Genomic DNA, 26,266 nt, shown 5'->3' with positions numbered 1-26,266 from the left:
GACGACCGACCACACCACCACCCCAACCAGTACGGGAGAGGGATTCCTCATGGCACTCAACGCATCCACCAGCAGAGAGTTCTGGCACGGCGTCCTGGCCGCCGGCAGTGGCTTCGCGCCCCTTCCGCGCTGGACCCGGGTGCCGGTGGCGGGCGTGGCCGAGTTCGAGGCGCCGGTCCCCGCCGCCCAGACGACGGCGCTGCGCCGGCTGGCAGACGACCTGGCCCTGCCGCTGGGCTGCGTGCTGCTGACCGCCCACGCGAAGGTGCTGGCCGTGCTGAGCGGCGAACAGGAGGTCACCACGGGCTACGTCGCCGCCGGCGGCCGGCCGCTGCCGTGCAGGCTGACGGCCGGCCCCGGCTCGTGGCGGAGCCTGCTGCTGGACACCCGCCATGCGATCGCGCAGCTCCTGGCCCACCAGGACTTCCCCGTCGACGAGCTCGGGCGCGAACTCGGCCTGACGGAAGCGCCCTTCGAGACGGTGCTCGACCCCAACGGCACGGACGGCATCCCGGCCGCGGACGCGGCGCACACGGGGGACACGGCGCTGTGGACGGGCATCACCCACCACAACGACGGACGGATGTGGCTGCGCCTGCGCTACCGCACCGACATCCTCGACGCGGACTGCGCCGCCCGGATCGCCGGATACCACCTGGCTGCGCTCGCCCTGATCGCCGCCGACCCGGATGCCGACCACGCGGGTCGGAGCCTGATATCGGCCGAGGAGCTCCGTTTCCAGCTCCACGGCCTTGCCGGGCCGCGCCGGTACCTGCCCGAGCGCCGCGTGCACGAGCTGTTCGAGCAGCGCGTACGGCAGCACCCGGACGCCGTCGCCGCCCAGTGCGCCGACCGGACGTGGACCTATCAGGAGCTCAACGAGCGCGCCAACCGGCTGGCCCGCGCCCTTCGGTCGCACGGACTGCACCGTGAAGGGGTCGTCGCGGTGGCCATGGAGCGGAACCTGGACTGGCTGGCAGCCGTCCTGGCCGTCTTCAAGGCGGGCGGCGCATACCTGCCCGTCGAGCCGCACCTGCCGGCCGAACGCATCGACGCCATGCTGGCCCGGGCCGGATGCGAACTCGTGATGACCGGGCCGGCCGCCACCCCCACCCTTCACCAGGCCCTCGCCTCCCGGCCCGCGGTGCGGACCGTGTCCGCGGACACCGCCTACGGCCGGGAGCATTCCGGGACCGATCTCGGGATCGACGTCGCACCCGACCAGCTGGCCTACATCTACTTCACCTCCGGCTCGACGGGTGAGCCCAAGGGCGCCATGTGCGAGCACGAGGGCATGCTCAACCACCTCTACGCCAAGATCGACGACCTGGAGATCGGCGAAGGGCAGGTGGTGGCCCAGATCGCGCCCCAGTGCTTCGACATCTCGCTGTGGCAGCTGCTCGCCCCCCTGCTGGTCGGCGGGCGGACGCTGCTGATCGAGCAGGAGGCGATCCTCGACGCCGCACGGTTCGTCGACACCGTTGCCCGCGGCCGGGTCGCCGTGCTGCAGGTCGTCCCTTCCTACCTCGACGTCGTCGTGTCCCGTCTCGAGCAGCACCCCCGGCCGCTGCCGGACCTGCGGTACGTGTCGGCCACGGGAGAAGCGCTGAAGCGGGAACTCGTCCAGCGCTGGTTCACCGTCCAGCCCCACATCAAGCTCGTCAACGCCTACGGGCTGACCGAGACCAGCGACGACACCAACCACGAGGTCATGGACCACACACCGGACACCGACCGGGTCCCGCTGGGGCGGCCCGTCAACAACGTGCACCTCTACGTCGTCGACGAGCACCTCGACCCGGTGCCGCTCGGAGCGCCCGGCGTGATCGCCTTCTCCGGGGTCTGCGTCGGCCGGGGCTACGTCAACGACCCCGAGCGCACCCGGCCGACGTACCTCGCCGATCCGCACCGTGCGGGCGAGCGCCTGTACCGCAGTGGCGACGTCGGCCGCTGGCGGGTCGACGGCAAGCTGGAATTCCTCGGCCGCCGCGACAACCAGGTCAAGATCCGCGGATTCCGCATCGAGACCGGCGAGATCGAGAACACCCTGCTGCGCGCCCCCGGCGTCCGCGACAGCGCCGTGGTGGTCGCCGAACGGCCCGACCGCAGCAGCCACCTGGTGGCGTTCTACAGTGCTCCGCACCCGCTCGAAGCCGGGGGCCTGCTGGACCGGCTGGGCGCGTCGCTGCCGGGGTACATGGTCCCCTCGGCCATCCACTGGCGGGAAAGCCTCCCGCTGACGGCCAACAGCAAGATCGACCGGAAGGCCCTGACGGAGCTGGCCGCGCACCTGCACACCGTCGAGGACGAGGTACAGGGGCCGAACACGCCCGCCGAACAGCGGCTGGCGGCCGCCTGGGCGAGCGTGCTCGGCATCCCGCAAGGCCGGATCGGCCGGTGCGACAACTTCTTCGACCGGGGCGGCACTTCCCTGTCGGCCGTGCGGCTCGCCATCACCCTGGACCGCGCCGTGTCCCCGGCCGACGTCATCCGCCACCCCGTCCTCACGGATCTGGCCCGGTTCCTGGACACCGCATCCCCAGCGTGTCCCACCGCCCGGCCTGCCTCCCCCTGACCACCCACATCCCTTCTTCTCCCCACCCGCAGCACCACCGAAAAGGACAAGGACCATGTCATTCACGAGCCCCGCCCCGATGCCCCTGGAAGACCTTCACCCCGGCCGGCCCCCGGTACTGCACGTCCCCGCCCCCGCCCCGGCCGATCCGGCGGCCTGGGCGGCCGGACACCGGGACACCCTGCACGGTCTGGTCGCCGAACACGGCGCCGTACTCGTGCGCGGGCTCGGCCTGCGCGACGCCGGGCAAGTGGGCTCGGTCTTCGGCCGGTTGGCACCCGCTCTGATGGCCGACACCGAAGCCTTCGCACCCCGTCGGACCTACGCCCCCGGCGTGTACTCCTCCACGGTGTGGCCGGCCAACCAGCCCATGTGCATGCACCACGAGCTCAGCTACACCCACCGCCCTCCCGGTCTGCTCCTGCTGGCCTGCCTGACGGCCCCCGCCACCGGCGGCGCCACCGGCCTCGCGGACTCCGCCGCCGTCCTGGACGCGTTGCCGCCGGAGCTCGTCCAGCGGTTCGAACAGGAGGGCTGGCTGCTCACCCGTACCTACAACGACGACATCGGCGCCTCGTGGACCGAGGTGTTCGGCACCGAGGACCGGTCGGCCGTCGAGGAGCACTGCCGGGCCAACGCCATCGAGTTCGCCTGGCAGGGCGACGGCAGCCTGCGCACCCGCCAGCGCCGCCCCGCCGTGGTGCGCCATCCGGTCACCGGCCGGCGCTGCTGGTTCAACCAGATCGCGTTCCTCAACGAGTGGACGCTGGCGCCCGAGGTGCGGGGGTACCTCGTCGACGTCTACGGCCCCGAGGCCCTGCCGTTCAACACCCGCTTCGGGGGCGGCGACCCGATCGGCGAGGACGTCGTCGAGCTGATCAACACGGTCTACGCCGAGCACACCGTCCGTGAGCCGTGGCAGTCCGGCGACCTGATGCTCATCGACAACATCCGCACCGCCCACAGCCGGGAACCGTTCGAGCCGCCCCGCGAGGTCCTCGTCGCCATGGGCGGCCCGCACCTTCCGGTTCCGGCCTCCGAGGGGAGCACCCGATGACCAGGTCCGGTCCCGCCCCCGAGCGGTCCGGGACCGCCGCACCCCCGGTGACCGCACCCCCGGTGACCGTGCCCCCGATCACCGTGCCTCCGTTCGCCGTGATCTCCGGAGCCCAGGTCCAGCAGACCCTCCAGGGCCGGGAACGGCGGATCACGGAGCTGATCGAGGACACCTACGCCCTCCACTGCACCGGGGAGTCGGTGAACCCGCCGTCGTACTTCCTGCGCTTCCCCGACCGCCCGACCGCCCGCATCATCGCGCTGCCCGCATCGATCGGCGGACGGGCGCGGGTGGACGGCATCAAGTGGATCTCCAGCTTCCCCGACAACGTGCAGGCCGGCATCCCCAGGGCCTCGGCGGTGCTGATCCTCAACGATCACGACACCGGCTACCCGTTCGCCTGCCTGGAAAGCTCCATCATCAGCGCCACCCGAACGGCCGCGATGGCCGCGTCGGCGGCCGCCACGCTCAGCCGAGGCCGCCGTACCCGGCCGGCCCGCGTCGGATTCTTCGGAACGGGCCTCATCGCCCGCTACATCCACACCTTCCTGACGGCGACCGGCTGGTCCTTCGACGAAGTCGGCGTGTACGACACCTCCGCCGACAGCGCGGCCGGCTTCCACGACTACCTGCGGGCGACCGGTGCGCCCACCCGGATCACCCTGCACGACGGCCCCGAGGAGCTGATCCGCTCCAGCGACCTGCTCGTCTTCGCCACCGTCGCGGGCCGGCCGCACATCACCGATCCGGCGTGGTTCGACCACAACCCGCTGGTCCTGCACGTGTCGCTGCGCGACCTCGCCCCGGAGATCCTGCTCGGCTCGGCCAACGTCGTCGACGACGTCGAGCACTGCCTCAAGGCCGACACCTCACCCCACCTGGCCGAACAGCTCACCGGCAACCGGGACTTCCTGACGGGCACGCTGCACGACGTCACGACCGGCCGAGCGGCGGTGCCGCACGACCGGCCGGTGGTGTTCTCACCGTTCGGCCTGGGCGTACTCGACCTCGCCGTGGGCAAGCACGTCTACGACGAGGCCGTCGGGACCGGGCAGCTGCACGTCATCGAGGACTTCTTCCACGAACTGAGCCGGCACGGATGAGCTGGCCGTCGTACGCGGAAGGGTGCTCCGCGCCGGGACGACGGCCGCCCCGCCCGGGGACCGTCCTGGGCGGGGCGGGGATCAGGGGTGTTGAGCGTTACGGGCGGGAAGTCAGGTAGCCGCCCATGGACTTGAAGTACTCCGACGCCGGGAGTTCCGTGCCGTCTTCCGTGCGGACGCTCGTGATGGACAGGCCGTGGTTGTGGCCCGTGTGGGCGTCCGGGCCGGCGACGATGACCACGCCTTCGCCCTCGCGGTAGAAGATGCGGCCCGGGGTGCCGCCGTAGCGGGACTCGGAGACGACGGCCGTGAGGATCTCCAGGCGCTTGCCCTTGTGGAAGGTGAAGGCGGCCGGGTACGGGGCGGACTGGGCGCGGACCAGGCGTTCCAGGGTTTCGGCGGGCCAGGACCAGTCGATGCGGATGTCCTCCTCGGCCCTCTTGTGGAAGAAGGTGGCCTGGGAGCGGTCCTGCTTGGTGAAGTCGGTCTTGCCGGAGGCGATCAGGTCGAGGGCGGCGATCGTCACCGGGGCGATCAGGTCGACCGTCCTGTGGAACAGGTCCGTGGTCGTGTCCGTCGGGCCGACGGGGATCGAGTGCTGCACGACGATGTCGCCGGCGTCGAGGACCTCGTCCATCATGTGCGCCGTGACGCCGACTTCGGGCTCGCCGTTGATGAGCGCCCAGATGAGGGGGGAGAAGCCCGCGTACTTCGGGAGGAGGGAGTCGTGGATGTTCAGGGTGCCGTGGCGCGGCAGGGTGTAGATGCGCGGCGGGATCCAGGTGCGCCAGTTGTTCGCCACGAGGATGTCCGCGTCGGCTTCCTTGAGCTGCTGGAACAGCTCCTCGTCGTCGGGGCGGTTGCGGATGACGACCGGGACGCCGTGTTCCTCGGCGAGGTCGGCGACCGAGTCGCTCCAGATCTTCTCGTAGGCGTGCTCGCTCTTGGGGTGGGTCACGACCATCACGACGTCGTGCTCGGAGTCCAGGAGCGCCTTCAGGGTGCGATGGCCCCAGGTCTGATAGCCGAACATGACGACCCGCATCGGGGTTCCTCCTCGGAAGAGCGAAATAAGCAAAGGTAAGTAAAGCAAGGCTTACCTAACAGCGCAACAGCCCCGATTCTGGGCTTGATTGACCCAGGTGTGGGGGATTTGGGTGGTTTGTCTGGTCGACAGGTCGTCCAGATCAGGTTAGCTTTACCTAAGTTCCACTCGGCTGCCGGTCACCGGTGCGCCTGGACTCCCCCTTTCCCCCACCCCTGACACGACGCCTGGCAGGCGGCTGTCCCGCACCAAATGGGAGTGACATGTCACAGGCTCTTCCTGGCGACGCACCACTGATCCACGACCTGATCGGTATCGGCTTCGGGCCGTCGAACGTCGCCATGGCGATCGCGCTCAGCGAGCACAACGTGCGCGTCGGAAGGCAAGAGGCGGTCACCGCTCACTTCTTCGAGCAGCAGCCCCGCTTCGGGTGGCACCGCGGCATGCTCATCGACGACGCGACGATGCAAGTGTCCTTCATGAAGGACCTGGTGACGCTCCGGAACCCGACGAGCGAATACAGCTTCCTCTGCTACCTGCAGGAGAAGGGGCGGCTGATCGACTTCGTCAACCACAAGAACCTGTTCCCGCTCCGCGTCGAGTTCCACGACTACCTCGAGTGGGCCGCCGCCAAGGTCGACGACATGGTCTCGTACGGCCACCAGGTCGTCTCCGTCGAGCCGGTGGTGCGTGACGGCGTGGTCGAGTACCTCGACGTGACGGCGCGCTCCGGCGACGAGGTCGTCGTCCACCGTGCCCGCAACCTCGTCATCTCCACCGGTCTGCGCCCGGTCATGCCGGAGGGCGTCGAGCGGACCGAGCACGTCTGGCACAACACCGACCTGCTGACGAAGATCGACGGGCTGGAGGGTGCCGAGCCCACCCGTTTCGTCGTGGTCGGCGCCGGCCAGAGCGCCGCCGAGAACGTGGCCTACCTGCACCGCCGTTTCCCGCAGGCCGAGGTCTGCGCGGTGTTCTCCCGCTACGGCTACAGCCCCGCGGACGACAGCAGCTTCGCCAACCGCATCTTCGACCCCCAGGCGGTGGACGAGTACTTCACCGCCCCGGAGGACGTGAAGCAGCGGCTGATGGGCTACCACGGCAACACCAACTACTCCGTGGTCGACATCGACCTCATCGACGACCTGTACCGGCAGTCCTACCAGGAGAAGGTGCTCGGCACCGAGCGGCTGCGCTTCCTGAACGTCTCGCGCCTGACGGGCGTGGAGGAGACGGCCGACGGGGTCCGCGCCAGCATCAAGTCCCTCGTCACCGGCGAGGAGAGCGTGCTCGACGCCGACGTCGTGGTGTGCGCCACCGGGTATCAGCAGGCCGACGGCCTGGGCCTGCTCGGCGAGGTCGCGGACCGCTGCCACCGCGACGAGCAGGGTCGGGTCCGCGTCGAGCGCGACTACCGGGTGGCGACCGACCTCGAACTGAGCTGCGGCATCTACCTCCAGGGCGGAACCGAGCACACGCACGGCATCACCTCCTCCCTGCTGTCCAACACCGCCGTACGGGTCGGCGAGATACTCGACTCGATCCTCGACCGGAACCTCAAGTCCGTGCCCGACCAGGCCCGTCCGGTCGGACACGGGGGAGCGGGCGGCGGCGCCCGCCAGCCCGCCGTCTGACCGGCCCCACCCGCGCACACCCACCCACTGCCGTGCTTCCCGGGCGTACTCGCCCCCGAGGTGCGGCAGTAGTGTGCAATCACCCCCGTCCCATACCGAAGGAACGTCCGTGCCCACTGGTACTCGCCTCCCCGCCGGCGGTCCGCCCGCGGTCGGGCGCCCGGCGCCGTCCCGGGTCGTCGCGCAGGCCCGGCGGCGGCGGATCGTGGGTCTGGTCGCCCTCCTCGCGCTCCTCGTGGCCGCGGCGCTGGTCTCCCTCGCCGTCGGCGCGCGGGCGCTGAGCCCGGCCGAGGCGTGGCACGGGCTCTTCGCGGATCCGGACCCCGACCAGAAGCTCTCCGAAGCCCGGCTCATCATGAGGACCGTACGGGTGCCCCGTACGGTCCTCGCGGTCGTGGCGGGCATCGCCCTGGGCGTGGGCGGAGCGCTGATCCAGGGGTACACGCGCAACCCCATCGCGGACACCGGCCTGCTCGGGGTGAACACCGGCGCCTCGTTCGCCGTGGTGTCGGCGATCGCCCTGCTCGGACTCACGGACCCCTTCGAGTACGTCTGGTTCGCCTTCCTGGGCGCCGCCCTCGCCGGTGTCGTCGTGTTCGGGCTGTCGAGCATCGGCCGGGGCGCGGGCAATCCGCTGACGCTCGCTCTGGCCGGGCAGGGGGTCACGGTGTTCCTGATGGCGATGACCACGGCGGTCGCGCTGACGGACAAGGCGGCGCTGAACGCCCTGCGGTTCTGGAACGCCGGGTCGGTGGCCGGCGTCGGCTTCGACGTCATCTGGCCGGTGACCGCCTTCATCGTCGTGGGGCTGGTCCTGGCGCTGGCCACCCTGCCCTCCGTCAACCTGCTGAACCTGGGCGACGACGTGGCGCGCGGACTGGGCGTGAACATCACGCTGATCCGGACCGTCGGCATCATCGCCATCACGCTGCTGGCGGGCGCGGCGACCGCCGCGTGCGGCCCCATCGCCTTCCTCGGCCTCATGGTGGCGCACGTGGCCCGCTATCTGGCCGGGCCCGACTACCGCTGGCTGGTGCCGTACGCGGGTCTGCTCGGCGCGGTCGTCCTTCTGGTCTGCGACATCGTGGGACGCGTCGTGGTGCGGCCGGGAGAGCTGGACGCGGGCATCCTCGTCGCTCTCCTCGGCGCCCCGTTCTTCGCGGTCCTGGTGTGGCGGGGAAAGTTCAAGAGCGCATGAACGTGACAGTGGTGAAGCCCGCCCGGGAGCCCGACGGCAAGCCCTCGGTGGCGCCGGGTGTGCGGCTCGGCGGCATGTCGTTCGTCTGGCGGCCCAGGATCGTGCTGGTCACGCTGCTGCTGATGGCGGCGGTCTTCCTGGTGTTCTGCCTGTCCATCGCCGTGGGGGACTTCCCCCTCGGTCTCTCGCAGGTGGTCGCCACCCTCTTCGGCGGGGGCGAGCAGGTCGACCAGTTCGTGATCATGGATCTGCGCATGCCGCGGGCCCTGGCCGGGCTCGTCGTGGGCATCGCGCTCGGCATGTCCGGGGCGATCACCCAGTCCATCGCCCGCAATCCGCTGGCCAGTCCGGACATCCTCGGCATCACCGGAGGCGCCAGCGCGGTCGCGGTGTGCCTGGTGACCGTGTCGGGCGGGGCCACGGCCGCCGTCGTCAGCTCCGTGGGGCTGTCCGGGGCGGCGCTCGCGGGCGGCCTCGGCACCGGCCTGCTGGTGTACTTCATGGCGTGGCGGCGCGGGGTCGACGGCTTCCGGCTCATCCTCATCGGCCTCTCCGTGAGCGCCGTGATGGAGGCGCTCACGACCTGGCTGCTGGTCACCGCCGACATCAGGGACGTGGCGCGGGCCCAGGCGTGGCTGGTCGGCTCCCTGGACAACCGCTCGTGGGACGAGGTGTCGGTGGCCCTCTGGGGCACGCTCGCCCTCGCGGTGGTCGTGGCGTGCGTGGCCTTCCAGTTCAAGCCGCTGCACTTCGGCGACGACGTGGCCGCGGGCCTCGGCGTCCGGTACGCGCTGGTACGGGCCGTCCTGCTGCTGTGCGCGGTGCTCCTGGCCGGCTTCGCGGTGAGCGCGGCGGGGCCGGTCCCGTTCGTGGCCATGGTGGCGCCGCAGGTGGCGATCCGTCTGACGAAGTCCCCGACGCCGCCGTTGGTGGCGTCCGCCGTGGTGGGGTCGCTGCTGCTGATCGGCTCGGACCTGGTCGCCCGTACGGCGCTGCCGGTCGCCCTGCCGGTCGGCGTGGTCACCGCCGCGATCGGCGGCCCCTTCCTCATCTACCTCCTGGTGCGGGCGAACCGCCGCTAGGTGATAGAAAGGTTAGGCAAGCCTAAATAGAGGGGGAGCCGTGGTCGCTCAGTACATCACCGAGGGCCGGTCCGGGGCCGATGGCGTTCCGCGGCTGGCGGCCAAGGGCGTCACGGTCGGGTACGGCGATCGGACCGTCATCGACGCGCTCGACGTGTCGATCCCGCCGGGTGTGGTGACCACGATCATCGGCCCCAACGGGTGCGGCAAGTCCACCCTGTTGCGGACCCTGTCGCGGCTGCTCAAGCCGACCAGCGGATCCGTCGTCCTGGACGGCGAGGACATCGCCCGGCTGCGGACCAGGGACGTGGCGAAGAAGCTCGGCCTGCTGCCCCAGGCGCCGGTCGCGCCGGAAGGCCTGACCGTGGCCGACCTGGTCGCCAGGGGCCGGCATCCGCACCAGAGCTGGCTGCGCCAGTGGTCCTCGGACGACGCCTCCGTGGTGGAGCGCGCGCTGGCCATGACGGGGGTGGCCGACCTGGCCGACCGTCCCGTCGACGCCCTCTCCGGGGGGCAGCGTCAACGCGTGTGGATATCGATGACCCTCGCTCAGGGGACCGACCTGCTGCTGCTCGACGAGCCCACCACCTATCTGGACCTGGCGCACGCCGTCGACGTGCTCGACCTGGTCGACGACCTGCACGAGTCGGGATGCACCGTGGTCATGGTGCTGCACGACCTCAACCTGGCCGCGCGCTACAGCGACAACCTGATCGTGATGAAGGCCGGTTCGGTCCTGGCGCAGGGTCACCCGCGCGAGGTGCTGACCGCCGAGCTGTTGCACGAGGCATTCGGCCTGCGTGCCATGGTGATTGACGATCCGGTGGGGGACCGGCCGCTCGTCGTGCCGATCGGGCGGACCCATGTCCAGAGTGCGGGCAGCTGAAACCAGAGCGTTACCACTTAGGCTAGGCTTACCTCACTTCCCCGGGGTACGGTTTGCCTGCCCTAAGTGGGGCCGCAGTGGACAGCACGAAAGCAAGGGATCCCGCATGCTCCTCGACCGAACGACACGTAACAAGCCCTGGCTGAAGCTTGCGGCGACCGTGTCCGCAGCGGCCCTCGGTGTAGGCGTCCTCGCCGGCTGCGGTTCCGAGACGGCGGACAAGGACAAGAAGAAGGACGACGCCGCCAACGCCCCGGCCGCCAACGGTGCGTTCCCCGTCACCGTCGAGCACTTCTTCGGCTCCACCGAGGTCAAGAAGGCCCCCCAGCGCGTCGTCACCGTCGGCTACACCGACGACCAGAACGTCCTCGCGTTCGGCATCAAGCCGGTCGGCATGGTCGACCAGTACCCGAACCCGGCGGGTCAGAGCCCCGACATCAACACCCAGTGGCCCTGGGTGAAGGACAAGTGGGGCGAGACCAAGCCCGAGGTCATCATGAACAACGGTGACGCCGGCCCCAACTTCGAGAAGATCGCGTCCCTGCGCCCAGACCTGATCATCGCGGTCTACTCCGAGATCGACCAGGCCGCGTACGACAAGCTCTCGAAGATCGCCCCGACGGTCGGCCGCACCAAGGCCGAGAAGGAGCCCTTCAGCGCTCCGTGGTCGGACAACGCCCTCCAGATCTCCAAGGCGGTCGGCAAGGAGGCCGAGGGCAAGGCGATGATCCAGGGCATCCAGGACAAGCTCGCCACGGTCAAGAAGGCGCACCCCGAGTTCGCCACCCAGACGGCCGTCGCGGTGTCCTGGTACAAGGACGCGGTCAACCCCTTCACCACCACCGACGTGCGCGGTCAGCTCCTGACCGGCATGGGCTTCAAGGGCCAGACCGAGATCGACAAGATCTCGGACGGCAAGTTCTCCTTCGCGCTCTCCCCGGAGCGCATGAACCTCATCGACGTCGACCGCGTCTTCGTCATCAACGACAAGGCCGACACGGACGCGCTGAAGAAGTCCGAGCTCTTCGCCAACCTGAAGGTCACCAAGGCCAACAAGGTGTCCTACCTGCTGGACAGCGAGGGCCCGGCGGCCGGTGCGGCCATGTCCCAGGCCACCCTGCCCGCCCTGCCGTTCGCCATCGACGAGCTCGTCAAGTCGGTCGGCTAGGTGTGAGCACCACGGACATTCGGGTCGCCCCGGCAACCCTGCGTACGACGTCCGGACGCGAAGCAGCCCGATGGGTCGCGGCGAACTGCCGCACGATGCCCTGGCTGACGTCCGGCGCCGTACTCAGCACGGTCGCCGGGGCGGCTCTGCAGATGCTCCCCGTCCTGCTGCTCGGCCGGGTGGTCGACGCAGTGACCGGGGGCGAACCGCGTTCGGTCCTGGTCACGATCGGGGCGTGGATGGTGGCCGCCGCCCTGCTCGGCGCGGCGGCCACCGCCCTGTCCGCCTACCTGATCGGGCGGCTCGGCGCCGACCTGCTCGCGCACCTGCGCGAAGGCGCCGTACGGGCCGTCCTGGGCATGCCCAGCGCCCGGGTCGAGCAGGTGGGCCGCGGAGACGTGCTCTCCCGGGTCGGCGACGACGTCGCCGTCCTGTCCAAGGGCATCCGCTCGGCCATCCCCACGGTGTTCTCCGCGGGGGTCCTGGTGGCCATCGCCACGATCGGCATGTTCGGCCTCGACTGGCGGCTCGGCCTGGCCGGCGCCTGTGCGCTGCCGGCCTACGCGCTGGCCCTGCGCTGGTACCTGCCCCGCTCCGCCCCGCTCTACCGCAAGCGCGCGGTGGCCCAGGCCGAGCGCGCACAGGCGCTGATCAGCGGCCTGAACGGCATCGAGACGGTACGGGCGCACCGCCTGGAGGAGGCCTTCCGCGAGAAGGTCTCCGAGGATTCGCGGCGGGTGCGGGACCTCGGCATCGAGGTGTTCCACTTCTTCGGCCGGTTCGTCGGCCGGGAGAACCGCGCGGAGTTCATCGGCCTGGTGCTGATCCTCGTGGTGGGCTACGCCCTGCTGGAGACCGGCTCGGCCAGCCTCGGTGAAGTGGCGGCGGCGCCGCTGGTGTTCCACCGCCTGTTCACCCCGCTGGGCGCGATCATGTTCACCTTCGACGAGGCCCAGAAGTCGGGCGCGAGCCTGACCCGGCTCGTCGGGGTGCTGGCGGAGTCCACGGAGGACCGGCTGGTGGGCGATGCGACCGCCGCGCCGGCGGGCGAGGAGCCGTACCCGGTGACGGTGAAGGGGCTGACGTTCCGTTACCCCGGAGCCGAGGAACCGGTCCTGAGCGATGTCAGCCTGACGATCCCGGCGGGCGGCTCGCTGGCCCTGGTGGGCGCGACGGGCGCCGGCAAGACGACCCTGGCCGCGCTCATCGCCGGCATCGGGACCCCGGAGGCCGGGTCGGTGCGGATCGGGTCGACCGACCTCGCCGATCTCGACGAGGCCGCGGCGCGGGCGCTGGTGAGCATCCTGACCCAGGAGACGCACGTGTTCTCCGGGCCGCTCGCCGACGACCTGCGACTGGCCGCGCCGGAGGCGACCGACGCCGAACTGCTGGCCGCGCTGGGCACCGTAGGGGCGGCCGAGTGGGTCGATGCGCTGCCCGAGGGGCTGAACACCGCGGTCGGCGAGGGCGGTGCCCGGCTGGACGGTACGAAGGTGGCCCAGGTCGCCCTGGCCCGGCTGGTGTTGGGCCGGGCGCCCGTGGTGGTGCTCGACGAGTCGACCGCGGAGGCGGGCAGCGAGGGCGCCGCCGAGCTGGAGCGGGCCGTGCTGGCCGCCTGCGCCGGGCGGACCACGCTGTTCGTGGCCCACCGGCTGACCCAGGCGGTGGCCGCCGACCGGATCGCCGTGCTGGATGCGGGACGCGTCGTGGAGCAGGGCACGCACGAGGAGTTGGTGGCCCTGGGCGGCCGTTACGCGCGACTCTGGCGGGCCTGGAGAGACGCTAGTTAGGTCACCCTAATTTAGGTTAGGCTAGCCTTCGTACCTTGGAAGGGTGTTGAGTCTTCAAATGATGGAACCGAGCGCTCGTCTCGTGCTGATCTCTCCTACGCGCCTGGCAGACGTGCGCCGGCGTACCGGCGGATACTCCGACCGGACCATCGCCGAGGCCTGTGCCATCGGACTGTCGTACTGGGCGACGGGCGCCAGCCCCGACGGAATCGACCTGACCCCCGGCACGCTCTTCGCGGACGTCCTCGGATGGGTCGACAACGGCGGTACGGCGCCCAGCGGTTGGGGGACCGGCGAGGCGGCCCCGGACGGCTGGGCCATCGCGGTCCCCGCCGGCGTCCTGCAGGCCGGCGTCCCGCAGTCCGACGCCCAGCTCGCGCTGGACGACCTGGCGGACTTCCCCGACCGGCCCCTCGGCACCATCAGCCCGTCCACCGTGGCGGAGCGGCTCACCACCCTGGCCGAATGGAACGACAACGCGGCGGACCGGGTCCGGCCGACCATCGTGGAGATGTTCCGCGAGCAGGCACGCCTGCGGCCGGACGCCGTCGCCGTCATCGACGAGCACCGCTCGCTGACCTACCGCCAGGCGGCGGAGCTGTCCGCGCAGCTGGCCCACCACCTGATCGGACGCGGACTCGGCTCCGAGCAGGTCGTGGGCATCTCGCTGGGCCGCTCCGCCGACATGGTGATCGGCCTCCTCGGCGTGCTCCAGGCCGGCTGCGCCTTCGTCCCGCTCGACCCGCAGTGGCCCGCCGCCCGCCGCGCCGTCGTCATCGACGACGCGCAGGTCGTGCTGCAGCTCAACGACTCCGGCGCGCACGATCCCGCGGAACCGGCCGCCGCCGCCGTCGACCTCGACGACTGGCGGTACGCCGACCAGCCCGCCGGGGACACCGGAATCACCGCGCACGGCAACGCCCTGGCCTACGTGATCTTCACGTCCGGTTCGACCGGCCGCCCCAAGGGCGCGATGATCCGTCACGAGGCGATCAGCGAACGCCTGCTGTGGCAGGTCGACGAGATCCTGGGCTTCGGCCACGACGACGCCTCGCTGTTCAAGGCGCCGCTGTCCTTCGACATATCCATCAACGAGATCTTCCTCCCGCTGGTGTGCGGCGGCCGCCTCGTCGTCCTGCGGCCCGGCGGCGAACGCGACCCGCACCACCTGCTCGCCGTGATCGCCGAGCACCGCGTCACCTTCACCTACCTCGTCTCCTCCATGCTGGACGTCCTGCTCGAGATCGCCGGGGACTCCGACCGCCTCGACAGCATGCGCCACGTGTGGTGCGGCGGCGAGGTGCTCACCCCCGAGCTGTACGAGCGGTTCCGCACCCGGCTCGACATCCCCATGTACCACGGCTACGGCCCGGCCGAGACGACCATCGGTGTCTCCCACGTCATCTACCGCGGCGAAGCGGAACGCCTGTCCACCTCGATCGGCAAGGCCAACCCCAACACCCAGCTGTACGTCCTCGACGACGAGCTGCGCCCGGTCCCCGTCGGTGTCGGCGGCGAACTCTACGTCGGCGGCTTCCTCCTGGGCCGCGGCTACGTGGGCGCACCCGGACTGACCGCGTCCCGGTTCGTGGCGAACCCCTTCGCCGACGACGGCTCCCGCCTCTACCGCACCGGCGACCTCGCCCGGTTCGCCCCCGACGGCTCGCTGGACTTCCTCGGCCGCGCCGACAACCAGATCAAGATCCGCGGCATGCGCCTCGAACTGGAGGACGTGGAGATCGGCCTCGCGGAGCACCCCGCGGTACGGCACACCTGCGTCATCGCGAAGAAGAACAGCGCGGGCGGCACCTACCTGGTCGGCTACGTGATCCCGGCCGCCGGCCACGAGGAGCTGCGGGCCGACGAGGTCAAGGCCTGGGCCACCGAGCACATGGTCGAGTACATGGTGCCCGCCCACGTCGTCGTGATGACCGAGTTCCCGCTCACCGCGAACGGCAAGCTCGACCGGCGCGCCCTGCCCGAACCCGAGATCGTCACGGGGGCGTTCGTACGGCCCTCCACCGACGAGGAGCGCGCGGTCTGCGCGGCCGTCGCCTCCGTGCTGCGGCTGGAGGAAGTCGGCGTCGACCAGGACTTCTTCCAGCTCGGCGGAGACAGCATCCTCGCCATCTCGCTGCTGAGCGCCCTGCGCGAAGCGGGCCTCTACGTCACCGCGGGGCAGATCTTCGCCAACAGCGTCCTGGGCGCCCTGGCGGCGGTGGCCGGCCGCGAGGACGTGGCCCGGGCGGACCACGCCGACGTGGCGACCGGTCCCGTCGAGGGATCGCCCATCGTCCAGTGGCTGGGCCGGACCACGGACGCGATCGACGGATTCGTCCAGGCGGTCGTACTGAACACCCCGGCGGACCTCACCGCCGACGCGCTGGGCCCGATCCTCGACTCCGTCGTCGCCCGGCACGACATGCTGCGCGCCCGGCTCGTCCGCGGGGGCCGCTGGAGCTTCGACATCCCGCAGGCCGACGGAGCCGCGGCCGACTGGCAGGAGAGCGACGGGCCGCTCGACGCGTGCGTGGCCCTCGCCACCGAAGGACTGGACCCGGACGCCGGCGTCATGCTGCGGGCCGTCTGGCGCCGCGAGGCCCGCCAGCTGGTCCTGGTCGCCCACCACGTGGTGGTCGACGGCGTGTCCTGGCGCGTGCTGATGGAGGACCTGGCCACGGCATGGCGCCGGTTCTCCGCGGGCCAGGAGATCGAACTGCCCCCCGTGGGAACCTCGTTCCGGCGCTGGACCCAGCTCCTGGGCAGCGCCGACTTCGACGCGGACCGCGCCCACTACGAGCGCCCCCTGCCGGGCCCCGACGCCCCGCTGGGCCGCCGGGCCCCCTCCGAGGCCGACACCGTCGAGCGGGAACGGCACCGGATCTTCACCGTCGGCTCCGAGGCCACGGCCGCGCTGCTCGGCGAGATCCCCGCGAAGTTCCACGCGGGCGTCAACGACGTCCTGCTGACCGCGCTCGCCGTCACCCTCGCCCGGTGGCGCCGCGGCCGCGGCCAGGAGCAGACCTTCGCGCACATCGAGCTGGAGGGCCACGGCCGCGAAGGCCGCCACGTGGCCGGCGCCGCCGGCATCGAGCCGGAACTGTCCCGCACCGTCGGCTGGTTCACGACCCTGTTCCCCGTGACCGTGGACCCCGGCACGAGCGCAGACTTCACCGACCCCCGGTACCTCGCCGCCGCCCTCAAGGCGGTCAAGGAGGACCTCGCCCGCGTCCCGAGCAACGGCGTCTCCTACGGCGCCCTGCGCTACCTGGCCGACACCCCCTTCACGGCCCCGGCACCCCAGGTCCTCTTCAACTACCTGGGCCGCTTCGACGCGGGCGCGTCCGGCGACTGGCAGCTCTCCGGCACCACCGGCCAGCTCGGCGAGAAGCGCGACCCGAAGATGCGCCTGCCGCGCGCCCTGGAGTTCAACGCGATCGCCGAACCCTCCGCCAGCGGCGCCTACGAACTCGTCACCACCGTCTCCTGGCCCGACGGGATGTTCACCGACGAGGACATCGAGGCGATCGGCGGGTACTTCCAGGCGGCCCTCACCGCCCTGGCCGCGCTCGACGAGGGCGGCCACTCGCCCAGCGACTTCCCGCTGGTGCGGCTGACCCAGGCCGACGTCGACGCCCTGGACGGACCCGCGCTGCGCGCCGTCCTGCCCCTGACCCCGCTCCAGGAAGGCCTGTACTTCCACTCGGTCTTCGACGACGACTCCGCGGGCAGCTACGTCGAACAGCAGCTGCTGACGCTGGAGGGCGAGCTCGCCCCCGCCCGCCTCCGGGCCGCGGCCACCCGGCTGCTCACCCTGTACCCGAACCTGGCCGCACGGTTCACGGCCCTCGCCGACGGCCGCGTGGTCTCCGTACTGGAAAGCGGCGCCGAGGCGCCCTTCACCACCCTCGACCGGCCCGGCATCACGGAGGCGGAGCTCCACGAGCTCGCCGAGCGGGACCGCCGCGCCGGATTCGACCTGGCCACCGGCCCGCTGATGCGGTTCACGCTGGTCCGCGACCCGGAATCCGGCCGCGACGTCCTCGTGCAGACCGTCCACCACATCATCGCCGACGGCTGGTCGGTGCCCCCGATGCTCCGCGCGCTGCTCGCCGAGTACCACGCGCCGGGAAGCACCTACCCGCTGAGCGGCTTCCCCGACTACGTCGGCTGGCTCGCGGAGCGCGACGCCGACGAGAGCGACCGCGTGTGGGGCGCCGAACTCGCCGAGCTGCCCGGCCCCTCGCTGGTGGCCCGGGACCACACCCCGTCCGACCGGTTCGCCGACACCTCCGTCGAGCCGGCGCAGTCCCTCGACGTCGACGCCGCCGCCCGCGCCGCCGGCGTACCGCTGAGCGTGGCCGTGCACAGCGCCTGGGCGGTGACCCTGGGCGGGATCCTGCACTCCGCCGACGTGGTCTTCGGATCCACGGTCTCCGGACGCGACGCGGACGTCCCCGGCATCGAGGACATGGTCGGCCTGTTCATCAACACCGTCCCGCTGCGCGCACGGTGGGCTGAAGACACCACGGCGCGCGAACTGCTCGCCTCGGTGCGCGAGCACCAGGGCGCGGTCCTGCCGCACCAGCACGTCTCGCTGGCACGGATCGGCCGGCTCGCCGGCGTCGGCTCCCTCTTCGACACCCTCGTGGTGTTCGACGTGGCCACCGACGTGGCCGCCCTGCGCCGCACCGGCGACACCCTCGCCGTCACCGGCCTCGTCAACGAGGGAGCCCCGCACTACCCGCTGACCCTGGTCGTGGAGCGGGCCCTCGACGGACGCCCGCGCTTCAACCTGATCTACGACGGCGAACTGCTCCGCGAGAGCAGCGCCCGGGACATCCTGACCCGGTTCACGCACACCCTCACCGGCCTGCTCACCCGGCCGGACGCCCCGGTCGGCGACCTGGCGCCCGAGAGCGGCAGGAGCCCCGCACGGATCACCCCGACCACGCTCGGCGCACTCTTCGACGCCGCGGCGGACCGGAACCCGGCGGCCACCGCCGTCACCCAGTGCGCCCTCGACGGCACCACCCGCTCCCTGACCTACGGCGAACTCGCCGCCGCGAAGAACGAACTGGCCGCCGCCCTGCGCGCGGCCGGGGTCCGGCCGGGCCGGCGCGTGGCCGTGGCCGTCCCGCGCACCATCGAGCAGGTCGTCGCCCTGGTCGCCATCGTCAGCGCGGGCGGCGCCTACGTCCCGCTCGACATGGCCTACCCCGACGACCGGCTGGAGTACGTCCTCGGCGACGCCGCCCCGCAGGCCGTCCTCGTGGACCCCGGTCAGCGCGAGCGCTTCACCGCCCTGCTGGAGCGGGCGGGAGTCGCCGCCAGGGTCCTCGTACAGGGTGACGAACTGCCCCAGGAGGCCGCCGCGACGGCGGACGCCGCGGCGGACGAGGTCAGCTGGCACGACCCCGCGTACGTGATCTACACGTCCGGGTCGACCGGCAAGCCCAAGGGCGTCGTCGTCCCGCACTCCAGCGTGGTGGCGCTGCTCGCCAACACCCAGCCGGACATGGACTTCGGCCCCGGCGACGTCTGGGTCCAGTTCCACTCCTACTCCTTCGACTTCGCCGTCTGGGAGCTGTGGGGCGCCCTGGCGCACGGCGGCGAGCTGCTCGTCCCCGACTACGGCCTGACCCGCTCCCCGGTCGACTTCCACCGGCTGGTCCGCGAGCGCGGAGTGACCGTCCTCAACCAGACGCCCTCGGCCTTCTACCAGTTCGCCGAGGCAGACCGGCACGCCGGCGAACCCCTCCCCGCGCTGCGCCGCGTCATCTTCGGCGGCGAGGCACTGGACCTCGGACGGCTGCGCGGCTGGGTCGAGCGGCACGGCGCCGCCTCGCCCGAGCTCGTCAACATGTACGGGATCACCGAGACCACGGTCCACGTGACCCACCGGGTGCTGACCGACGGGGACTTCGCCTTCGGCGACGACGTGAGCCCCATCGGCGGACCCATCCCGGGCCTGGTCACCCACCTGCTGGACGACCGGCTCCGGCCGGTGCCGCCGGGCCGGGTGGGCGCCATCTACGTGGCCGGCGACCAGGTCTCCCTCGGCTACCTCGGGCGGCCGGGCCTCACCGCGGGCCGGTTCGTGGCGAACCCGTTCGCGAACGACGGCTCCCGGATGTACCACACGGGCGACCTGGCCGTCCGCACCCTCGACGGCGAGCTGGAGTTCACCGGCCGCGCCGACGACCAGGTCCAGCTCAAGGGCTTCCGCATCGAGCTCGGCGAGGTCGAGTCCGCGCTGCGCGACCTCGACGGCGTCGTCGACGTGGCCGTCACCGTGGCCGACAGCGGCGACCACCTGGTCGCGCACGTCGTGGGCCGGGTGCCCGGCGACCTGTCCGCCCTCCTCGCGGAGAAGCTGCCCGTGCACATGGTGCCGGGCCGGGTCCTGCCGGTGGACTCCCTGCCGCTGACCGTCAACGGCAAGCTCGACCGCAAGGCCCTGATCGCGGCGGCCGCACAGGACGACACCCCGGTGGCCGGCGGCTCCGTGACGGGGGCGGCGACCGACTCCCTGCTCGCCTCGCTGGTCGGCATCTTCGCCGACACCCTGTCCCACCCGGCCGCCGACGCGGACACCGACTTCTTCGGCGCGGGCGGCGACAGCATCGTCGCCATCACCGTGGTCAACCGCGCCAGGGCGCTCGGCCTGCCGATCGCACCCCGCGACGTGTTCCTCCTGAAGACGCCGCGCGCCCTCGCCGAGCTCCTGGGCACGCGCGCACCGCAGACCCAGGCCCCCGCAGCGGCCCCCGCGCGCCGCGAGGACGGCCCGCTGGCGCCCACGCCGATCATCCTGCGCCAGCGCGAACTGGGCGGCTCCCTCGCCCGGTTCGCCCAGGCCCGGACCGTCGAGGTGGCCGAAGGCACCGCGTTCGCCGACATCGAGCGCGCCGCCGACGCCGTACTGGCCGCCCACCCGGCCCTGCGGATGCGCCTGAACACCGAGCACGGCGTGTGGACCCTGCGCACCGAACCCGCCCGCAAGGCCACCGTCGTCCGCACGGACACGGCCGACGCCACGGCCGCCGCCAACGAGGCCGCCGGACGGCTCGCCCCCGAGACCGGGGAGGTCGCCGCCTTCACCTGGCTCGCGCAGACCGGCACCCTCGTGGTCACCGTGCACCACATCGCGGTCGACTCGGTGTCCTGGCTGATCCTGCTGGACGACCTCGCCGCCGCCCTGCGCGGGGAGACCCTCGCACCGGCGACCACCTCGTACGCCGAGTACGCCGACGCGCTGACCCTGCGGTCCACCGCCGGCGCCGACGACCTCGGGCACTGGGTCGAGACCCTCGCGGCCCCCGCGCTGCTGCCCGCGTTCGGCACGCTGCGCGAGACCACCGTCGTCCTCGGCCCCGAGGCCGGCGACCTGGTGACGCGCACCGCCCCCGCGGCGCTCGGCGTCGCGCTCACCGAGCTGCTGTGCGGCGCCCTGCGCACCGCCCTGACGCGGATCCAGCCGACGCCCACCGATCTCGCGATCGAGCTGGAGCGGCACGGCCGGGTGTCCGTACGGGAGCACCACGACTACACCCGTACGGTCGGCTGGTTCACCGCCATCGCGCCCGTCCGGCTCACCGCGCACACCGACCCCGTCGCGGCGGCCCGCGAGCTCGCGGCGCGCCAGCCGGACGAGTCCGGGCACCTCGCCTACGGCCGGCTGCGCTACCTCAACCCGCAGACGGCCCCGCTGCTGACGGCACGCCCGCAGGTGCTCTTCAACTACCTCGGCCGGGGCAGCGAGTCCAGCGCCCTGCACATCACCGGGGGCGACCAGGGCAGCCCGTACGCCGTCGAGGTCAACGCCTGGACCGACGCGGCCACCGGCAGCCTGCACGCGACCTTCACCCTCGCCGAGGAGATCCCCGACGAGATCACCGATCACTGGCTGCACGCCCTGGAAACCCTCGCGGAAGCCTCCGTGACGGCCGAGCGCACGGCGCCGGTCACCGCCCTGCAGCGGGGCCTGTTCTTCCAGGCCCAGCTGGCGGGCACGGCCGGACACTACGTCGCGCAGAGCTACTTCGCCCTCGACCACCGCCTCGACACCGACGCACTGACCGAGGCCATGGCCGTGGTCATGGCCCGGCACCCGGTCGTCGGCGCCGGCTTCACCACCGACGACGACGGCAACCCGGTCCAGATCCTCAAGGCGGGCCGCCGCGTCGGCGTCCACACGGTCGAGCTGTCGACCGAGGAGGACGTCGAAGCCCTGCGCGTCCGCGACCGCAACACCGGCTTCGACCCGGCCGAGCCGCCGCTGATCCGGCTGACCGTGATCCGGCTGCCCGACGGCCGCGACGGCCTGCTCCTCAGCTACCACCTGCTGCTGTGGGACGGCTGGTCCCGCGCGATCGTGCTGCGCGACCTGTTCGAGGCCTACCGGGCCGTACTCGCCGGTGAGCAGCCGTCCACGAGCCCGGCCGTACCGGGCTTCGAGGACCACGCCCGAGCGCTCGCCGCCAAGGACCCGGCCGTCTCGGAGCGGTTCTGGGCCGAGCACCTGACCGGGCTCTCCGGCCCGACGCTGCTCGCCGGACCGGCGCCGTCCCTCTCGGACGACCTGCCGCCCGCGCTCCTGCACACCCTGACCGCCGAACAGTCGCAGCTGCTGCGGGAGACGGCCAGGGCGCACGGAGTCACCCTCAACTCGGTCCTCACCGGCGCCTTCGGCCTGCTCCTCGGCGCCCACACCGGCCGCAGCGACGCCGTGTTCGGCGTGACCGTCTCCGGCCGCGAGGGCGAGGGCCTGTCCGACATCGTCGGCGTGCTCCTCAACACCGTGCCCATGTGGACGCGGGCCCGGCCGCAGGACACGGTCGGGGAGTACCTGGCCGCCGTACAGGCGGCCCGGGTCGACGCGATGGAGCACGAGCACCTGGGGCTCGGCGAGATCCAGCGGGCCAGCGGCCACGACACCCTCTTCGACAACCTGTTCGTGCTCCAGAACTTCCTGGACCTGGACGGGCTCGCCGAGATGAACGCCCGCCACGGCATCACCGAGGTGAAGTCGGACGACTCCACCCACTACCCCTTCACCTGGGTGGTCACCCCCGGCGACCGGCTCACGGTCAAGCTGGAGCACCGCCACGGCGACTGGGACAGCGCCCGCCGCCTCCTCGACGACTACGTCGGCCTGCTCCAGGACCTGGCCCGCTCCACCGGACCGGTGGGCGCGCTGCCCGGCCTCGGGCCGGTGCCCGGGCCGGCCGACCGCACGGACATCGGCACCGACACGGTGGTCGACCGGTTCGACCGGGCGGCGGACCGCGCACCCGAGCGGGTCGCGCTCGTCGCGCAGGGCCGGAGCATGACCTTCGCCGAACTCCGGGACCGCAGCCGCCTGCTGGCGGGCGTGCTCGCCGGACGCGGCATCGGCCCGGAGAAGACGGTGGGCCTGGCGATCCCGCGCACGCTGGAGTGGATCGTCGCGCTGTTCGCCGTACTGCGCACGGGAGCCGCGTACGTACCGCTGGAGCTGGACCACCCGGACGAGCGGATCGCCACGATCGTCGCGGACGCCCGGCCCGAGGTGATCCTCACCGTCAGCGCCGTCGCACCCAGGCTGACCGGCGACCTGATCGAACTGGACCGGCCCCTTCCGGAGGCCGAGCCGCTCGTGACGTTCGCACCGGACGACCCGAACCGGCTGCGGTACCCGGCGTACACGATCTACACCTCCGGTTCGACGGGCAAGCCCAAGGGCGTCGTGACCGAGTACGCCGGTCTCACCAACATGCTGATCAACCACCAGCGCCGCATCTTCGAACCGGTGCTGGCGGAGCACGGCAACCGGATCTTCAAGATCGCGCACACCGTCTCCTTCGCCTTCGACATGTCGTGGGAGGAGCTCCTGTGGCTCGCCGACGGCCACGAGGTGCACATCTGCGACGAGGAACTGCGCCGCGACGCGCCCGCCCTGGTCGACTACTGCCGTGAGCACGGGATCGACGTCATCAACGTGACCCCGACCTACGCGCAGCAGCTGGCGGCCGAAGGCCTGCTCGACAACCCGGAGCGGCGCCCCGCGCTGGTGCTCCTGGGCGGCGAGGCGGTCACCCCGACCCTGTGGCAGCGGCTCGCCGAGACCGAGGGGACGGTCGGGTACAACCTGTACGGCCCGACCGAATACACCATCAACACCCTGGGCGTCGGCACCTTCGAGTGCCAGGACCCGGTGGTGGGCGTGGCCATCGACAACACCGAGGTGTTCGTCCTGGACCCGTGGCTGCGACCGCTGCCGGACGGGGTTCCCGGTGAGCTCTACGTCTCCGGCATCGGCATCGCCCGCGGGTACCTCGGCCAGCCGGCCCAGACCGCGCACCGGTTCGTCGCCTCGCCGTTCGGCGCCCCCGGCGAGCGCATGTACCGCACCGGCGACCTGGTGGTCCGCCGGCCGGACGGGAACCTGATGTACCTCGGCCGCACCGACCAGCAGGTCAAGATCCGGGGCCACCGCGTCGAACTCGGCGAGGTGGAGGCGGCGTTCGCCGCGCACCCGGCGGTCCGGTTCACCGCCGCGGTCGCCCAGCCCGACCCGCAGGTCGACGGCGCGTACCGGCTGGCCGCGTACCTCGTGCTGGGGGCCGGCTCCGACCTGGCGGCGGTCGCCGCGGAGGTGGGCGCCGGACTGCCCGACTACCTGCGCCCGACGCACTACGCTCAGGTCGACGCCATCCCGCTCACGGTGAACGGGAAGGCCGACACCAAGGCCCTGCCGGAGCCCAAGCCGCTGGGCGCGCTGACCACTTCGGGCGAGCGCGGTCCGGAGACCGAGACCGAGGTCCTGGTCTGCGAGTTCTTCGCCGAAGCCCTGGACCTGGACGACGACGAGGTGAGCGCCGTGAGCGATTTCGTGTCCCTCGGCGGACACTCCATGCTGGCCGTACGCCTGGTCGGACTCCTGCGCCGGGAATTCGGCCCCACGATCACCATCCGCGACCTGCTCACCCTGCGAACCCCCGAAGCGATTGCCCGGCACCTTGATGACAACTCCTGACGTCCAGAGATCCCGCCGCGCGGGATCCGACATCCTCCGGACCGCCATACGGCGCAACGTCGGCGCCATGGTCTGGGGCACCGTCCTCATGGGCCTGTACCAGGCGGGCGAGACGGCCTTCCCGATCGCGCTCGGCCTGATCGTCGACCACACGATGCGCGAACGGAGCCTGGGGGCGCTCGCCCTCTCGATCGCCGCGCTGGCCGTGATCATCACGACGGTGTCGCTGTCGTGGCGGTTCGGGATGCGCATCCTGCAGAAGGCCAACACGACCGAGGCCCACCACTGGAGGGTGCGGGTCGCGTCCTGCGGCCTCCAGCCGGTGGCCCGGGACGTGGACCTCAAGTCCGGCGAGGTGCTCACCATCGCCACCGAGGACGCCGACCAGACCTCCGACATCGTCGAGGTCGTGCCGATGCTGATCAGCTCCTCGGTCGCGGTGCTGGTCGCGGCGGTCGCGCTGAGCCTGGCGGACCTGCGGCTCGGCCTGCTGGTCATGATCGGGACGATCGCGATCCTGTCGACCCTCAGCGTGATGTCGAAGCGGATCGGCAGCAGCACCCAGGAGCAGCAGGCCCGGGTGGCGCGGGCGGGTGCCAAGGTCGCCGACCTGATCACCGGCCTGCGTCCGCTGCACGGCTTCGGCGGCAACCACGCGGCCTTCCGGTCCTACCGGAAGGTCAGCACGGAGGCCAAGGAGCAGGCGATCACGGTCGCCAAGGTGAACGGCGCCTACACGGGCACCGCGCTGGCCCTGAACTCGACCCTCGCCGCCGCGGTCACCCTGACCGCCGGCTGGCTGGCCTTCGACGGGCAGATCAGCATCGGTGAGCTCGTCATGGCCGTGGGCCTGGCGCAGTTCATCATGGAGCCGCTCCGGCTCTTCTCGGACATGCCCAAGTACGTGATGATGGCGCGCGCTTCGGCGGAGCGGATGGCCCTGGTGCTGTCCGCCCCGCCGGTGGCGGCCCCCGGGACGGCCCGCCCGGCGACCGGCGGGGACCTGGAGATCGACTGCGTCCGCTACGAGTCCCTGCAGGGCCTGAAGTTCCACGTCCCGGCGGGCCAGTTCACGGCGATCGCGGTCTACCAGCCGCGGGCGGCGGCCGAACTCGCCTCGATCCTGGCGGTGAACGTGCCGCCGGCCTCGTACGGCGGCACGGTGCGGCTCGGCGGGCAGGACCTCGCGGACCTGTCGGTCGAGGCGGTCCGCGAACTGATGCTGGTGAACCCGTACGACGGGGAGATCTTCGCGGGAACCCTCCGGACGAACATCGACCCGTCGGGCACCAGCCGGACGGTGCCCGAGGCCGTCGAGGCCTCCATGCTGACCGACGTCGTCGCCCTGCACCGCCAGGGACTCGACTACGAGGTCCGCGACCGCGGTTCGAACCTCTCCGGCGGGCAGCGCCAGCGGCTCTCGCTGGCCCGGGCACTGGCCGCTGACTCCGACGTGCTGGTGCTGCGGGACCCGACCACGGCCGTGGACGCGGTCACCGAGCAGCTCGTCGCACGCAAGATCGCGGAGCTGCGCCGGGGCCGCACCACCGTGGTCATCACCAGCAGCCCGGCCCTGCTCGACGCGGCCGACCGGGTCCTCGTCCTGGACGACGGGGTGGTCACGGCCGAAGGGACGCACCGTCACCTGCTGGCCAACGACCCGGCGTACTGCGCGGCGGTCACGCGGTGACCTGGTGAGACGGTGAAC

General features: G+C 71.8%; 12 protein-coding genes. 11 read left to right on the top strand and 1 reads right to left on the bottom strand.

Going from position 1 to position 26,266, the window contains the following annotated elements:
• The first annotated feature begins 49 nt into the window (after positions 1-49).
• Genes OG898_RS02055 through sbnB form a run of 3 tightly spaced genes read left to right on the top strand, consistent with a single transcriptional unit; the run spans position 50 to position 4,735 of the window.
• The gene (locus tag OG898_RS02055; protein WP_266954616.1) at positions 50-2,575 is read left to right on the top strand and encodes an amino acid adenylation domain-containing protein; all 2,526 of its coding nucleotides are present in this window, start codon (positions 50-52) and stop codon (positions 2,573-2,575) included.
• Between the two features lie 55 nt (positions 2,576-2,630).
• On the top strand, positions 2,631-3,632 hold the full coding sequence (locus tag OG898_RS02050; RefSeq protein ID WP_266954614.1) for a TauD/TfdA family dioxygenase: 1,002 nt from the start codon (positions 2,631-2,633) through the stop codon (positions 3,630-3,632).
• Positions 3,629-4,735: a 2,3-diaminopropionate biosynthesis protein SbnB gene (sbnB, locus tag OG898_RS02045; RefSeq protein ID WP_266954612.1), complete on the top strand. Its 1,107-nt coding sequence runs from the start codon at positions 3,629-3,631 to the stop codon at positions 4,733-4,735. Before OG898_RS02050 ends, sbnB begins: the two co-directional genes overlap by 4 nt.
• A gap of 97 nt (positions 4,736-4,832) precedes the next feature.
• Here the strand turns inward: sbnB and OG898_RS02040 are convergent, their stop codons facing one another.
• Complete coding sequence (locus OG898_RS02040) at positions 4,833-5,780, bottom strand: methionyl-tRNA formyltransferase (protein WP_250742919.1); 948 nt, start codon at positions 5,778-5,780, stop codon at positions 4,833-4,835.
• Between the two features lie 263 nt (positions 5,781-6,043).
• On the opposite strand from OG898_RS02040, the gene OG898_RS02035 reads away from it, so the two are divergent.
• The 8 genes from OG898_RS02035 (at position 6,044) to OG898_RS02000 (ending at position 26,248) form a co-directional block, all read left to right on the top strand.
• The gene (locus tag OG898_RS02035) at positions 6,044-7,414 is read left to right on the top strand and encodes a lysine N(6)-hydroxylase/L-ornithine N(5)-oxygenase family protein (protein WP_266954609.1); all 1,371 of its coding nucleotides are present in this window, start codon (positions 6,044-6,046) and stop codon (positions 7,412-7,414) included.
• Positions 7,415-7,616: 202 nt separating this feature from the next.
• Positions 7,617-8,612, top strand: a complete 996-nt coding sequence (locus OG898_RS02030) for an iron ABC transporter permease (RefSeq protein ID WP_250742989.1) — start codon at positions 7,617-7,619, stop codon at positions 8,610-8,612.
• On the top strand, positions 8,609-9,694 hold the full coding sequence (locus tag OG898_RS02025; RefSeq protein ID WP_250742917.1) for an iron chelate uptake ABC transporter family permease subunit: 1,086 nt from the start codon (positions 8,609-8,611) through the stop codon (positions 9,692-9,694). The genes OG898_RS02030 and OG898_RS02025 overlap by 4 nt, the downstream gene beginning before the upstream one ends.
• Before the next feature lie 40 nt (positions 9,695-9,734).
• Positions 9,735-10,580, top strand: coding sequence for an ABC transporter ATP-binding protein (locus tag OG898_RS02020; RefSeq protein ID WP_266954607.1), 846 nt, complete (start codon positions 9,735-9,737; stop codon positions 10,578-10,580).
• Positions 10,581-10,686: 106 nt separating this feature from the next.
• Positions 10,687-11,748: an iron-siderophore ABC transporter substrate-binding protein gene (locus tag OG898_RS02015; protein WP_266954605.1), complete on the top strand. Its 1,062-nt coding sequence runs from the start codon at positions 10,687-10,689 to the stop codon at positions 11,746-11,748.
• Between the two features lie 2 nt (positions 11,749-11,750).
• Complete coding sequence (locus OG898_RS02010; RefSeq protein ID WP_250742914.1) at positions 11,751-13,538, top strand: ABC transporter ATP-binding protein; 1,788 nt, start codon at positions 11,751-11,753, stop codon at positions 13,536-13,538.
• Positions 13,539-13,596: 58 nt separating this feature from the next.
• Positions 13,597-24,558: a non-ribosomal peptide synthetase gene (locus OG898_RS02005; RefSeq protein WP_266954603.1), complete on the top strand. Its 10,962-nt coding sequence runs from the start codon at positions 13,597-13,599 to the stop codon at positions 24,556-24,558.
• A complete protein-coding gene (locus OG898_RS02000; RefSeq protein ID WP_266954601.1) occupies positions 24,545-26,248 on the top strand; it encodes an ABC transporter ATP-binding protein in 1,704 nt (567 codons plus the stop codon). The genes OG898_RS02005 and OG898_RS02000 overlap by 14 nt, the downstream gene beginning before the upstream one ends.
• Positions 26,249-26,266: the final 18 nt, after the last annotated feature.

Source organism: Streptomyces sp. NBC_00193 (genome assembly GCF_026342735.1).
GTDB classification, from domain to species: Bacteria; Actinomycetota; Actinomycetes; order Streptomycetales; family Streptomycetaceae; genus Streptomyces; species Streptomyces stoeckheimensis.
This window is presented reverse-complemented; position numbering and strand designations above follow the sequence as displayed.